The sequence below is a fragment of the Streptomyces sp. NPDC054796 genome (assembly GCF_053611545.1).
Genome location: NZ_JBSHAO010000004.1, coordinates 77,911 through 92,017 on the forward strand (window position 1 = coordinate 77,911; position 14,107 = coordinate 92,017).

The following is a 14,107-nucleotide window of genomic DNA, read 5'->3' on the forward strand; positions in this document are numbered from 1 at the left end:
GGGCTGCCCTGGTGGAGGGGCACACGTCACATTTCCCCGTGCGGAACGGGACCCTTCGTGGCCACCAGCACCCCCGCAAGGGTGCTGCGCGGCGTCCGTCGCCCCGCGAGGGGGCGTCAGGCCGAAGGGGCCGGGGCGGAGAGGGCCGTGGTGAGGAGGTCGGCCGTCTGGGCGACCTGCCACTCCCGCGCGCCAAGACCTCGCAGCGCCTCCCCGACAACCTCCACCGTTGCCTCCTTGGGAGGCGCCCAGCACAGCCGCCGCACGGTGTCAGGAGTCAGCAGATTCTCCTGCGGAAGGTTCAGCTCCTCGGCCCGCGCCGTCACCGCGGCCCGCGCCGCGGCCAGCCGCGCCGCGGCGGCCGGATCCTTGTCGGCCCAGGAACGCGGCGGCGGCGGCCCGTTCAGCGGCTGCCCCTGCTGCGGCAGCTCGGACTCGGGCAGCGCCTTGGCCCGGTCGACCGCGCTCTGCCACTGCTCCAGTTGCTTGCGCCCCATGCGGTTGCCGTAACCGGGCAGCGCGGCCAGCGCCTGCGCGTCCGCGGGCACGGCGAGCGCCGCCTCCACGATCGCCGCGTCGGTGAGCACCTTGCCGGGGGAGACGTCGCGCCGCTGCGCGATCCTGTCGCGGGCCGTCCACAGCTCCCGTACGACCGCCATCTGCCGTCGCCGCCGCACCTTGTGCATGCCGGACGTGCGCCGCCAGGGATCCTTGCGGGGCGGGGGCGGCGGGGCCGCGACGATCGCCGCGAACTCCTCGTGCGCCCACTCCAGCTTGCCCTGGCGCTCCAGCTCCTCCTCCAGCGCGTTGCGCAGGTCGACGAGCAGTTCGACGTCGAGTGCCGCGTACCGCAGCCAGGGCTCGGGCAGCGGCCGGGTCGACCAGTCGACGGCGGAGTGGCCCTTCTCCAGGGCGTAGCCGAGGACGTTCTCCACCATGGCGCCCAGGCCCACCCGGGGGAAACCGGCCAGCCGTCCGGCCAGCTCCGTGTCGAACAGCCGCCGCGGCACCATGCCTATCTCGCGCAGGCAGGGGAGGTCCTGCGTGGCCGCGTGCAGGACCCATTCGGTGTCCGCCAGGGCCGCGCCGAGCCCGGAGAGGTCGGTGCAGGTGACCGGGTCGACGAGGGCGCTGCCCGCGCCCTCGCGCCGGAGCTGGATCAGGTAGGCGCGCTGGCCGTAGCGGTAGCCTGAGGCGCGCTCGGCGTCGACGGCGACGGGACCCGAGCCCGTCGCGAACGCGGTGGTGATCTCCGCCAGTGCGTCCGCGTCCGCGGTCACGGGCGGAATGCCCTCGCGCGGCTCCAGCAAAGGGATCGGCGCCGGTCCGGAGTCGTCGGACGGGGCCTGAGCTGCGTTTGCTGATGCGGTCTCTTGGGCGTCGGTCACCAGTCAAGGGTATCTGTGTGCACGCAATGCGAAGCGCCCGCCGACGGAACGTTACGTCGACGAGCGCTTCCGGTACGTAAAGCGATCAGCGGGCGGATCGGTAAGCGGACCGGAGAAACGGATCAGTGGATGATGCCGGTCCGCAGCGCCACCGCGACCATGCCCGCGCGGTCGCCCGTGCCGAGCTTTCTGGCGATGCGCGCGAGGTGACTCTTGACGGTGAGGGCCGAGAGGCCCATCGAGACGCCGATGGCCTTGTTCGACTGGCCCTCCGCCACCAGCCGCAGTACCTCGACCTCGCGGCCCGACAGTTCGCGGAGGCCGCCGGGGTGGCCGGGGCCGCCGGGACCGCCGCCGGGACGTCGGTGCATCCGGGCCGCCGCGGCGCCGATGGGCGCGGCGCCGTGCCGGGTGGTCATGCCTCCGCCGAGGTTGTTGCGGGTGCCGGTGACGACGTAGCCCTTGACGCCGCCGGCGAGGGCGTTGCGCACGGCTCCGATGTCGTCGGCGGCCGACAGGGCGAGGCCGTTCGGCCAGCCCGCCGCCCGGGTCTCGGACAGCAGGGTGAGCCCCGAGCCGTCCGGGAGGTGGACGTCGGCCACGCAGATGTCACGTGGGTTTCCGACTCGGGGGCGGGCCTCCGCGATCGACGACGCCTCGATCACGTCCCGAACTCCGAGAGCCCAGAGGTGCCGGGTCACGGTGGAGCGGACGCGGGGGTCGGCAACGACGACCATGGCCGTCGGCTTGTTCGGGCGGTAGGCGACCAGGCTTGTGGGGTGCTCTAGGAGAACAGACACCGGGCCTCCTGAAGGGAGAGTGGCTGCGGAAATGCCGACTAGCCGCCCCCGGGGAAACGGGGGCGAGTCAGGGCGTTCCGTGTGGAAGGGTCATTGATTCCTTCGGCAGCTCACGCGCCCGCCTTTAGGGCATGATCACAAATCGGTGACCGATATTTTCTTGAATCGGGCATTCATCCGAAACGCCGGGTATCTGTCCGACCGTCGTCAGAGTGACTGCGGGCCGCGCCGTTGCGGAAGCTGGACCACCTGGACCGCGGAGTCGCCGTCGCCGTTCTCCGGGGGCAGTCCCGCGACCTGGCACAGCAGCTCGCACCAGGCGGACAGATGCGCCGCCACGTCAGGGACCGCGCCCTGGCCCTTCGGCCCGCACTGACCCGTCGGCCCGGCCTGGCCCGTCGCGCGCGGGGTCCAGCTCGCCCGGATCTCCAGCTCGGACTGCGGCTCACGCGAGGAGAGGCCGCCGAAGAAGTACGAGCCCGACCGGGTCACCGTCCCGCTCGGCTCCGTGTAGGGCGCTTCGCGTGCCTCCAGCGCGCCCGTGAGCCAGGACCAGGTCACCTCGGGCAACACGGGGTCCGTGGCCATCTCGGGCTCCAGCTCGGCGCGGATCAGCGTGACGACCCGGAAGGTGCCCTGCCACGGGTCCTGTCCGGCCGGGTCGTGGAGCAGCACGAAGCGCCCGTCGGCCAGCTCCTCCGCGTCAGCTTCAGCGCCGGCCGCGGTGACCGCCGCCTCCAGCGCGTACGCGTAGGGCGCGAGCCGCTTGGGGGCCGGAAGCTGTGAGAGCTGTACCTCCGGTCGCGGCCGGGCACTGTTCAGGGCCGCGACGGCCTGCCGGAACGGGAGCGGTACGTCGTCGCCGCCTGCCCCCTCCGTGCCACCGCCGGAACCCTCCGTCATCTGTGGTCGAGCCGCTGCCATGGGCGGAAGAGTAGGCGGAAGCGCGCGCTCAGCACGGTAGGGACACTCGTATAAGGGGCGTCGGCGGCAGGCGTGTTGGTTGACGGCCGCCTCCCCGCACGGGTTCCCGCACGCCCCCTCGCACGGGTTTCACCGACAAAGCGTCGCCAAGGGCGTGCCCCGGTGCGTGCGAGACTTTTGGGCGTGAGTGCCAACGACCGCCCCACGGGCCAGCCGAGCAATCCTGAGGACCTGAAGGACTCCGCCTTTCTGAGGGCGTGCCGCCGCGAGCCGGTGCCGCACACTCCGGTGTGGTTCATGCGGCAGGCCGGGCGTTCACTGCCCGAGTACCGGAAGCTGCGCGAGGGCATCGGCATGCTGGACTCCTGCATGCGCCCCGACCTCGTCACGGAGATCACCCTCCAGCCCGTGCGCCGCCACGGCGTGGACGCCGCGATCTACTTCAGCGACATCGTCGTCCCCCTCAAGGCGATCGGCGTCGAACTGGACATCAAGCCGGGCGTGGGGCCCGTCGTCGAGCGGCCGATCCGTACGCGCGCCGATCTGGAGCGGCTGCGGCCCCTGGAGCCCGGCGACGTCTCGTACGTCACCGAGGCCGTGCGCATGCTCACGGCCGAGCTGGGGGGCACCCCCCTCATCGGCTTCGCGGGCGCCCCCTTCACGCTGGCCAGCTACCTGGTCGAGGGCGGGCCCTCGCGCAACCACGAGCACACCAAGGCGCTGATGTACGGCGACCCGGAGCTGTGGGCCGATCTCCTGGACCGGCTGGCCGGCATCACGGCCGCCTTCCTCAAGGTGCAGATCGAGGCGGGCGCCTCGGCGGTCCAGCTCTTTGACTCCTGGGTGGGCGCCCTGTCGCCCGCCGACTACGTCCGCTCGGTGCGCCCCGCCTCGGCGAAGGTCTTCGACGCGGTCGCGCCGTACGGCGTGCCGCGCATCCACTTCGGCGTCGGCACCGGCGAACTGCTCGGGCTCATGGGCGAGGCGGGCGCCGACGTGGTCGGCGCCGACTGGCGTGTGCCGCTCGACGAGGCGGCCCGCAGGATCGGTCCGGGCAAGGCGGTCCAGGGCAACCTCGACCCCGCCGTCCTCTTCGCGCCCCGCGAGGCCGTCGAGACGCAGGCCGACCGCGTACTGGACGTGGCGAAGGGGCTGGAGGGGCACATCTTCAACCTCGGCCACGGGGTGCTGCCCGACACGGACCCCGAGGCGCTGACCCGGCTCGTCTCCTACGTCCACGAGCGGTCGGCGCGCTGACCCGCGTGCGCTGACGCCGACGCGCTGACCCGCCCGGGGGCCCGCCTCTCCGTCCGGGGTGCGCCGCCTACGCGCTCCCCGCCTCCCTGACTGCCGCTGCCGCCTTGCGCGCCGCGACCAGGACCGGGTCCCAGACGGGCGAGAAGGGCGGCGCGTAGCCCAGGTCGAGCGCCGTCATCTGGCCGACGGTCATGCGCGCCGTCAGCGCGACAGCGGCGATGTCCACGCGCTTGCCCGCGCCCTCGCGGCCGACGATCTGGGTGCCCAGCAGCCGCCCCGTCTCCCGCTCGGCGAGCATCTTCACCCGCATCGCGCGTGCACCGGGGAAGTAGCCGGCGCGGCTGGTCGACTCCGCCGTCACCGTGACGAACCGCAGCCCCACGGCCGACGCCTGCTTCTCCAGCAGCCCCGTACGGGCGATCTCCAGATCGCACACCTTGCTCACCGCGGTGCCCACGACACCGGGGAAGGTGGCGTAGCCGCCGCCCACGTTGGCGCCGATGACCTGCCCGTGCTTGTTCGCGTGCGTGCCCAGCGCGATGTGCCGGGTGCGGCCCGAGACCAGGTCGAGCACCTCCACGCAGTCGCCGCCCGCCCAGATGTTCTCGTGGCCGCGCACCCGCATCGCCAGGTCGGTCAGCAGCCCCCCGGAGTCGCCCAGCGGCAGCCCGGCGTCGCGTGCGAGGGTGGTCTCGGGCCGGACGCCGAGGCCGAGCACGACCACGTCAGCCGGGTACTCCGCGTCGTCGGTGAGCACCGCGCGGGCCCGGCCGTCGTCGCCGGTACGGACGCCGGTCACGGCCGTGCCGGTCACCGTCTCGATGCCGAGGCCGCACATGGCCTCGTGGACCAGCGCGCCCATGTCGGGGTCGAGCGTGGACATGGGCTGCTCGGCCTGGTCGAGGACGGTGACGCGGTAGCCGCGGCGCACCAGTGCCTCGGCCATCTCCACGCCGATGTAGCCCGCGCCGACGACCACGGCCCGCGGCCCTGACCCGTCGCCCCCGCTCCCGCTGCCCTTGTGTTCGTTCTTCTCCAGCGTGTCCAGCAGGGCCTGCCCGTCCTCCAGCGTCTGCACCCCGTGCACGCCCGGCGCGTCGATGCCGGGCAGCGGGGGCCGCACGGGGCGGGCTCCGGTGGCGATGACGAGGTCGTCGTACTCCGTCCAGGACTCGCCGCCGCCGCTATCGACGAGGTCGCGGGTGCGCACCCGCTGCCCCTCCGTGTCGATCGCCGTCACCTCGGTGAACATCCGCAGATGGATGCCGCGTTCGCGGTGCTGCTCGGGGGTGCGTGCGATCAGGTCGTCCGGGCCCTCGACGTCGCCGCCGACCCAGTAGGGGATGCCGCACGCGGAGTACGAGGCGAAGCCGCCGCGCTCGAACGCGACGATGTCCAGCTCCTCCCGGCCCTTGAGCCTGCGTGCCTGGGATGCCGCCGACATGCCCGCCGCGTCACCGCCGATGACCACCATCCGTCGCGCCGCCATGGTTCCCGCTCCCTTCGCCGTGCTGCCCAGTGCTGCCTCGCCGCTGCCGTCGTCCGGCTGACCGTGCGCCGTACCCGTCCGCCGTGCCCGTACTCGTGTCCACGTCGCGGGGGCCCGCGCCGCTCACACGCTATGCGTACCGACGGGCCGGAGTCCGGCGCCACAGCGCGTTCTGGGACAGTGGACTCATGCGTGTGATCGTGATCGGCGGCGGGATCTCCGGGCTGGCCGCGGCCCAGCGGCTGCTCGACGGCGGGGCCGGGGTGACCGTCCTGGAGGCGTCGGCGCGCTTCGGTGGCAAGCTGCTGACCGGCGACATCGCCGGAAGCGCCGCCGTCGATCTGGGCGCCGAGTCGATGCTCGCGCGGCGCCCCGAGGGCGTCGCGCTCGCCCGCGCCGCCGGGCTCGGCGAGGAGCTGGAGCCGCCCACGACGGCGAGCGCGGCGATCTGGTCCCGTGGCGCCCTGTGTCCGATGCCCAAGGGCCACGTCATGGGCGTGCCCGGCGACCCGTCGGCGCTCGAAGGACTGCTGTCCCGCGAGGGCCTCGCCCGCATCGCCGAGGACGAGGAGGCGCCGCGCACCGAGGTCGGCGACGACGCCGCCATCGGCGCCTACGTGGCCGAGCGGCTCGGGCCCGAGGTCGTCGACCGGCTCGTCGAACCGCTGCTCGGCGGCGTCTACGCGGGCGACGCCTACCGCATCTCGATGCGCGCCGCCGTCCCCCAGCTCTACGAGGCGGCGCGCGCCGAACGCTCGCTGCTCGCCGGGGTGCGCGGCATCCAGGAGCGGGCCGCAGCGCACGCCGCCACGGGCCCCGTGTTCATGGGCGTCCAGGGCGGCATCGGACGGCTGCCCGGCGCCGTCGCCGACGCCTGCCGCGCCGCGGGCGCCGACCTGCGTACGCACACCCCCGTACGGTCGTTGCGCCGCACGGGCGAGTGCTGGACCGTCGTCCCCGAACAGGGCCCGGCGCTCACCGCCGACGCCGTGGTCGTCGCCGTGCCCGCGCCCGTCGCGGCGCGGCTGCTGGCCGACGAGGCGCCCGCGGCGGCGCGCGAGCTGGAGACCGTCGACTACGCCTCCATGGCCCTGGTCACCATGGCCTTCCGCCGCCGCGACATGGCGCGCGTCCCCGAAGGCAGCGGTTTCCTGGTGCCACCCGTGGACGGGCGGAGCATCAAGGCGGCCACGTTCTCCGCCAACAAATGGGGCTGGGTCGCGCGCCAGGACCCGGAACTGTTCGTGCTGCGTACCTCGGTGGGCAGGTTCGGCGAGGAGGAGATCCTCAAGCGCGACGACGCCGAGCTGACGGACATCTCGCTGCGGGACCTGGAGTCGGCGATCGGCCTGACGGCCCGGCCCGTCGACGCGAAGGTGACCCGCTGGGACGGCGGCCTGCCGCAGTACCCCGTCGGCCACCCCGAGCGGGTGGCGCGCGTGCGCGCCGGGCTGGCGGACGCCCCCGGTGTGACGGTGTGCGGCGCCGCTTACGACGGCGTCGGCATCCCCGCGTGCGCGGCGAGCGGTGCCCGCGCCGCGGAGGAGACCCTGGCGTCGGCCGCCGGGGCGGACGAGCGAGAATAGGGCCATGACTGCTGCACCGGAGAAGACCGCCAACGCGGGCAAGAAGGCCAAGGACCTCAACGAGGTCATCCGCTACACCTTGTGGTCGGTCTTCCGGCTGCGGGACGTGCTGCCCGAGGACCGTGCGGGGTACGCGGACGAGGTCGAGGAACTGTTCGCCCAGCTTGCCGCGAAGGACGTCACCGTGCGTGGCACCTACGACGTCTCGGGGCTGCGCGCCGACGCGGACGTCATGATCTGGTGGCACTCGGAGACCTCCGAGGCGCTCCAGGACGCCTACAACCGCTTCCGCCGCACCAGGCTGGGCCGCGCGCTGGAGCCGGTCTGGTCGAACATGGCCCTGCACCGCCCGGCCGAGTTCAACAAGTCGCACATCCCGGCCTTCCTCGCCGACGAGGAGCCCCGCGCGTATGTGAGCGTCTACCCCTTCGTGCGCTCCTACGACTGGTACCTGCTGCCCGACGAGGACCGCCGCCGCATGCTCGCCGACCACGGCAAGATGGCCCGCGGCTTCCCCGACGTACGGGCCAACACGGTGCCCGCGTTCTCGCTCGGCGACTACGAGTGGATCCTCGCCTTCGAGGCGGACGAGCTGTACCGCATCGTCGACCTCATGCGGCACCTGCGCGGCTCCGAGGCGCGGCTGCACGTGCGCGAAGAGGTGCCCTTCTACACCGGGCGCCGCAAGCCCCTCGCGGAACTGGTCGCGGGCCTGGCCTGACGGCCCGACGCCCCGGCCGGGCGGGGGACGACGGGAACCGTCCCCTCCGCCCGGCGGTCCCGAGTCCGGACGGACCGCGAGGGGTTCAGCGGGCTACTTCTCCGGTGAGCCGGCCCGCGTCCTCTTCGCGGCCTTCGCGCCCGCCACGGGCTCCGGCGCGGGCCGCCCGGCGCACTCGGCGCCGTCGCCCGGGGTCTTGCCCTCCAGCAGATACGTCCGCAGATGCGCGTCCGCGCACTTGTTGCCCCCGGTGACCCCGTGGGTCCCGGCGCCCCGCTCGGTCACCAGGGAGGAACCGGCGAGCCGTCGGTGGGTCTCCTGGGCCCCTCCGTACGGGGTCGCCGCGTCCCGCGTCGCCGCCAGCAGCAGCACGGGCGGCAGCTCGCCAGGCGCGGTGCGGACGTCGAGCGGACGCGCGTGCGCCGTCCTCCAGTAGGCGCACGGCAGGTTCATCCAGGCGTTCTCCCAGGTGTTGAACGGGGCCTTGCGGGCGAGCGCCGTGTTGTCGCGGTCCCAGCGGGACCAGTCGCGCGGCCAGGCCGCGTCCGAGCACTGGACGGCGTTGTAGACCGCGTTGCCGTTCTCCTCCTCGGCCGCCGCCTCCTTGTCCGAGGAGGAGGACGCGAGCGCCAGCAGCTCCTTCGGCTTCCCCTTGCGGAACGCGGACAGCGCCGAGGCGTGTCCGGCCCAGACGCTGTCGTCGTAGCCGACGTCCAGATACGCCTCGTACAGCTCCTTCGAGCCGATCCGGCCGCCCAGGGGAGAGCGGTCGGCGGCGTCGCGCACGGCGTCGTAGGCGCGCTGCACCGCGCGCGGGCTCTTGCCGAGCCGGTAGACGGAGTGGTGCGAGGCGACCCACTTCTTCCAGTCGTTCCAGCGCCGCTCGAAGGCCGGGTTCTGCTCCAGGTTCGCGCGGTACCAGACCTTCTCCGCGCGCGGGTCCACCACGCTGTCCAGGACGAGACGGCGCACGTGGGAGGGGAAGAGCGTGGCGTAGACGGAGCCGATGTAGGTGCCGTAGGAGACGCCGAAGAAGTTGAGCTTCTTCGCGCCGAGCGCGGCGCGCACGACGTCGAGGTCGCGGGCGTTGTCGGGCGTCGTGTAGTGGCGCAGCCGGTCGCCCTGCGCCCTGGCGCAGCCCGAGGCGTACGCGGCGGCCTTCCCGCGCATCTTCCGCTTGTACGCGGCGGAGGGGTGACGCGGCGAGTCCGACGGGCCCTTGGTGAACTTCTTCGGGTCCTGGCAGGAGAGGGGAGCGGAGCGCCCGACGCCGCGCGGCGCGTAGCCCACGAAGTCGTAGCTCTCGTGGAGCTTCTTCCACACCCCGCCGATCCCGGCCCCGAAGAGGGGGAAGGTCATGCCGTTGCCGCCGGGGCCGCCCGGGTTGTAGAGCAGCGGGCCCTGGCGCTTGCCCTTCGGGCCGGTGGCCGCGGTGCGGCTCACGGTGAGCTTGATCTTCTCGCCGTCGGGCTCCGCGTAGTCCACGGGCACGGAGACGGTGCCGCACCGCACGGGCGCGGGCAGCTTCTCGGCGGGCGGGCACTTCTTCCAGTCGACCCCCGCCCCGGCCGCTGCCCTGGCCGCCTTCTCCGCTCCTCGCGCCTCGGGTCCGGCCCGTACGCCGGAGAGGACGTCGTCGAGCGTGCCGGAAAGCGCGCCGGGGAGGCCGCCGGGCGCACCGGGGGCGCCGGAGGCACCGGGCGCGCCCTCGGGCGAGGGCGGGGCCGGGGAGGCGGTGGCCGGAGCGACGGAGGCCGCCGTCAGGGCCAGGACGCCGCCGACGACCATGCCGTGGATCGCAGCTACGCGCACTGAGTGTCCTCGTCCTTCGTGGGGGGTGGGGAAACCGGAAGAGCCGGGATGCCCGGAATAAAGGGCATGCTCAGTGCGGCAGTTGGCGAAGTAAAGGACCTATGGGCGGTGTCGGGCTAATGCCCCCGAAGCGGCGACCGCGCACCGCCGAGTGCCGCGCGTAGCGACGGCTCCGCGAGCGCGGAGGGGCCCTTGAGGGCGAGCGTCGTGAGGGTGGTGGGGTCGCCGTCGCTCCCGGCGCCGGGGCCTTCGGCGGCGCCCGCCGCGTGGGCGATCTCGCGCAGTCGGCACGCTCCGGCGGACGAGGCCCAGCGCGTGTACGGGTGGACCTCGACGCGCGCGATGGCCAGCGCGCCCAGCGTGAGCAGCAGCGGCAGCACGAACCAGGGCGCGACGCTCTCCCGCTCGCCCGCGTGGGCCGCGCCGGTGCCGGAGGCGACGGTTCCGGCCAGCAGCTCCGCGACGGTTCCGGCGGCCAGCACCAGCACGGAGGCGGCCCGCACCTGCCGGGTCGCCGTGGTGATGGCGGCGCGGACGGCCTCGGGTACAGCGAGTCCGGCGGCGGCGAGCCGCTCGGCGAGCGCCCGTACGGCGTCGGCCGCGGCCAGCGCGGCGCGCACCGCCGGTATCGGGGACTGGCCGCCGGGGCCGCCGATGACCGTGATCAGCGAGCGTTCGACCTCGTCACGGCCCACCGGATCGAGCACGGTCGCCCACCCCGTGTGCGCGAGCAGCAGGCGGCGCTGCCGTGCCATGGCGACGAGCGCGAGGTCGGCGACGCGGTGCGGGCCGCCCGCCAGGTAGGCGGCCTCGTACAGGGTGAGGGGGCCGGACGCGGCGCCCTCGGGTTCCTCCGGGGCTTCGGCGGCGGCCATCGAGACCCGGCACAGCCGTACGCAGGTCACGATGGCGGCTGCCCAGGCGGCGAGAAGCAGGGGCACCCACATGAGGGAGTTCTATCGGCGGACGCGGGCGAGCGCCATGGTCCGTCCCGAATCCCTGCGCGGCGGTCCCCTGCGATACGCCTCGTTCGGGTGCGTCGGGTGCGTGAGTGCGACGGCGCGGCCGGACGGGCCCCGTGCGGGGAGCCCGCCCTGCCGCGCCGCGAGCGGCGTCGTTCAGTTGCCGCCGTCGGAGAGGCGCCGGTTCACTCGCGCCGCGCCGACGACTGCGCCTTCTGTGCCTTCTGCGCCTTCTCTGTCTTCTGCGCGGCGCCGGTTTCGAACAGCTCGGCGTACGAGCCCATGGCGAGCGCGATGTCCGCCTGCGCCCAGAACCGGTGGTACGTGAAGCTCGGTGCCGCGCCGCCCTCCAGGTACTCCTCGATCTTCGGCCAGGCCGGGTCGTCCTCGTAGAAGGAACGGATCGAGCTGAACGTGGAGGAGGAGTTGATCGGGTCGCCGTTCGGCATGTCGCCGGTCCAGCCGGACGGGACGTACACGGAGTCGTCGAAGCGGTTGTAGTCCGCGCGCGTCTCGGACACCGCGATGCCCAGCCCGTCCTGGTGGTGGTCCCACATGCCGTCGAGCAGGGCCTTGGCCGTCTCCGCTGCCTCGGTGTCCCCGGCCTCGGCCGCGTAGTACGCGAGGGTCTTGGCGTACGCCGCCGTCACGCCCACGTCGTTGGTGTAGTCGACGACGTCGACGTGCAGGTCCGAGTTGTCACCCGGGCTGCTCGCGTTCCAGGTGTCCGGGGCGCCGGACCACTGGAGGGTGGACGGGACCTGGTAGGTGCCGTCCGGGTTGATGGTGGTCTCGGACAGCGCCCAGTCCACCCACTTGTCGAGCACGGCCTTCGCGTCCGCGTTGCCCGTCTCGTGGTACAGCTCGGCGACCCGCTCCATCGACCACGCCTGGAAGCCGAACCACTGGTTGGACGGCGGGTCGTGGTAGACGGGCTTCTCGTCGTAGTACATCCCGTAGAACGTGGGCGTACCCGACGGCGGTGTGGCGTGGCGGCCCTGCCAGCTGTTGGTCGCGCCGCCCGCGATGCCGCCCTCCTCGGCCTGGAGCCAGCGGTAGAACTCCAGTTGCCGGTCGAGGCTGGTCGCCCAGTCCTGCTGCCCGGTCGCCGACTTGGGTTTGAGCGCGGCGTACTCGCTCAGGGCCCAGGCCGCCATCGGGTTCTGGTAGCCGCCGTGCGCGTGGCTGGACCCGATGCGCCAGGCCCATCCCGCGGAGGTGTCGGTGGCGCCGCCCCACGCGTAGTACCAGGAGAGCAGGTAGTGCGAGCTGTTCTTGCCGCTGCCCGCCGGGCAGGAGCTGGGACCAGTGCAGTTGCCCACCTTCTTGAAGTACTTGTCGTACATCGCGTAGCGCAGATAGTCACCCATCTTGGCGGCCTTGCCGACCGTCGAGGCGACCTCGGAGCCCTTGCCCTGCTCCTTGGCCCACAGGTCCGCCCAGTAGGCGGCCTGCACGGCGCGGGCGTCGGCGTCGGGGGCGTTGGTGTACTTCCACTGCTTGGCGTACGAGGCGTCCTTGGTGAACAGGTCCAGGAAGCCGTTCGTGCCGCCGAACTCGAAGTCGTCACAGGTCGGCTGCGGCACGGTCTCCCACACCGACTCCTGCGGGCCGCGCTGGAAGGTGTTGATGTACGAGGGCGCGGTGTCCGAGGGACCCGCGGAGCACTTGCCCGGCGAGTTGCCGAAGCCGTAGACGTTGTCCACGTCCTGGAGCCAGTGCATGCCGTAGACGTCGTCCGTGCCGTACGCGCTCTTCAGCTCGCCCGCGATCGGGTCACTGCCCACGGGGACGCCGCTGTCCAACTGGGACGGGTACTGCGAAGGCAGGTCCCACTCGGGCGCGTAGGTGGCCGGTTTCGAGGGGTTGTAGAAGGAGTTGGTGGGCTGGTCGGCGTGGGTGGGGATCATGTACTTCTCCATGGTCTCCCAGGCGCCGTTGAACTTCGTCCAGTCACCGCTGATCTTGCCGTACATGGCCTGGAGCCAGATCAGATAGCTGTACGCCTCCGACGTCGTCTCGTGGCCGTGGTCGGGCGCCTCGACGATCAGCGTCTCGACGGAGTGGTACGGGACGCCCTCCGGGGAGAAGTAGCCGTTCGCCGGGTTGGTGATCTTCCCGTACAGATCGAGGAAGCGCTCGTCGTACTCCGAGGCCCCGGCCAGCTGGGTCGCGGTGACCTCGGCCTTGGCGTGTCCCGGAGCGGTCACCGCGAAGGTCGCGGAACCGGTGCCCGAGCTGTCGGCCGACACGGTCACCTTCTGTGCCGTGTTCCAGTTCGAGGGCGTGAAGGTGAGGGTGCCGCCGGACGTGATGGACAGGCCCGCGTTGCCCGCCGTCCGGGCGACCGTCGCGGTCACCGTGCTCGACGGCTGGGTGGAGAGCTTCACGTCGAACGTGGCGGACTTGCCCTGGGCGACCGCGAGCTGCGCCGGGGAGGCGACGACCGCGGGCCCCTGGGCGACCAGGATGCCGACCGGTGTGGACTCCGCGGACGCGCCCTCGCTGTCGTACGCCTTCGCGTAGAGCGAGCGGTCACCGGCCGGGGCGTCCTCGTAGTCGAAGGTGTACGGGGCGCTCGTGTCGGTGCCGAGCAGTTCGGCGTCGTCGTAGAACTCCACCTTGGTGACCGTCGCGCCGTCCGCAGCCGCGGCGGTGGCCGCCATCGGCACGGTGTCGCCCACGGTGAAGACCTCGCCCGGCTCCGGGCTGGTCAGCACGGTGATCGGCGCCTGGTGGCTGCCCGTGCAGGTGGTGCCGTTGACGGAGTAGGAGGCGGGCGACGCGTTGGTGCCGCTGTAGCTGAAGTTGGCACCCGCGCTCACGGCGGCGCCGGGGGCGACCTTGCTGTTGTAGGAGAGGCTCTTGGCGGTGACCGTCTTGCCCGACTGCGACCAGTCCGCGTTCCAGCCGTTGCTGAGCTTCTGGTTGCCCGCGTAGTCGTAGGACAGGCTCCAGGCGTCGAGCGCCTCGGTGCCCCGGTTGGTGAGGGTGACCTCCGCCGAGAAGCCGCTGCCCCAGTCGTTGGTCTTGTAGTCGACGCTGCACCGCACTTCGGCTGCCTGCGCCGGCGGGGTCGCCGTGGCGACCATGGTCAGGGGGAAGGAGAAGGCGGCGAGCAGAGCGATCAGTAACCGTCTTCTCCGTTTGCGTCTTGTACGCATGCTG

At 72.8% G+C, this 14,107-nt stretch carries 10 protein-coding genes; 3 read left to right on the top strand and 7 right to left on the bottom strand.

Features of this window, described 5'->3' with window-relative positions:
- Positions 1-116: 116 nt before the first annotated feature.
- From ACWGJ2_RS04910 to ACWGJ2_RS04920, 3 genes are all read right to left on the bottom strand, one after another.
- A complete protein-coding gene (locus ACWGJ2_RS04910; RefSeq protein WP_453344526.1) occupies positions 117-1,388 on the bottom strand; it encodes an HRDC domain-containing protein in 1,272 nt (423 codons plus the stop codon).
- Positions 1,389-1,510: 122 nt separating this feature from the next.
- Positions 1,511-2,188: a LuxR C-terminal-related transcriptional regulator gene (locus ACWGJ2_RS04915; protein ID WP_453344527.1), complete on the bottom strand. Its 678-nt coding sequence runs from the start codon at positions 2,186-2,188 to the stop codon at positions 1,511-1,513.
- A gap of 207 nt (positions 2,189-2,395) precedes the next feature.
- Complete coding sequence (locus ACWGJ2_RS04920) at positions 2,396-3,112, bottom strand: DUF3000 domain-containing protein (protein WP_453344528.1); 717 nt, start codon at positions 3,110-3,112, stop codon at positions 2,396-2,398.
- 183 nt (positions 3,113-3,295) lie between these two features.
- Here ACWGJ2_RS04920 and hemE point away from each other — a divergent pair, with 183 nt between their 5' ends.
- Positions 3,296-4,369 (top strand): uroporphyrinogen decarboxylase, encoded by a 1,074-nt coding sequence (gene hemE / locus ACWGJ2_RS04925; RefSeq protein WP_453344529.1) that lies wholly within the window; start codon positions 3,296-3,298, stop codon positions 4,367-4,369.
- A gap of 67 nt (positions 4,370-4,436) precedes the next feature.
- On the opposite strand, the gene ACWGJ2_RS04930 is transcribed toward hemE, so the two are convergent.
- The gene (locus tag ACWGJ2_RS04930) at positions 4,437-5,858 is read right to left on the bottom strand and encodes an FAD-dependent oxidoreductase (RefSeq protein ID WP_453344530.1); all 1,422 of its coding nucleotides are present in this window, start codon (positions 5,856-5,858) and stop codon (positions 4,437-4,439) included.
- 188 nt (positions 5,859-6,046) lie between these two features.
- Between ACWGJ2_RS04930 and hemG the strand changes: the two genes are divergently transcribed.
- Together hemG and hemQ are read left to right on the top strand one after the other, a co-directional pair.
- On the top strand, positions 6,047-7,444 hold the full coding sequence (hemG, locus tag ACWGJ2_RS04935; protein ID WP_453344531.1) for a protoporphyrinogen oxidase: 1,398 nt from the start codon (positions 6,047-6,049) through the stop codon (positions 7,442-7,444).
- Positions 7,445-7,448: 4 nt separating this feature from the next.
- Positions 7,449-8,165 carry a hydrogen peroxide-dependent heme synthase gene (hemQ, locus tag ACWGJ2_RS04940; RefSeq protein ID WP_453344532.1) on the top strand — a complete coding sequence of 239 codons (717 nt, stop codon included), beginning with the start codon at positions 7,449-7,451 and terminating at the stop codon, positions 8,163-8,165.
- Positions 8,166-8,258: 93 nt separating this feature from the next.
- On the opposite strand, the gene ACWGJ2_RS04945 is transcribed toward hemQ, so the two are convergent.
- From ACWGJ2_RS04945 to ACWGJ2_RS04955, 3 genes are all read right to left on the bottom strand, one after another.
- Complete coding sequence (locus ACWGJ2_RS04945) at positions 8,259-9,977, bottom strand: alpha/beta hydrolase (protein ID WP_453344533.1); 1,719 nt, start codon at positions 9,975-9,977, stop codon at positions 8,259-8,261.
- 116 nt (positions 9,978-10,093) lie between these two features.
- Entirely contained in the window at positions 10,094-10,924 is an 831-nt protein-coding gene (locus ACWGJ2_RS04950) for a TIGR04222 domain-containing membrane protein (protein ID WP_453344534.1), read from the bottom strand.
- Positions 10,925-11,124: 200 nt separating this feature from the next.
- Positions 11,125-14,103: a glycoside hydrolase family 48 protein gene (locus ACWGJ2_RS04955; RefSeq protein WP_453344535.1), complete on the bottom strand. Its 2,979-nt coding sequence runs from the start codon at positions 14,101-14,103 to the stop codon at positions 11,125-11,127.
- Positions 14,104-14,107 lie beyond the last annotated feature (4 nt).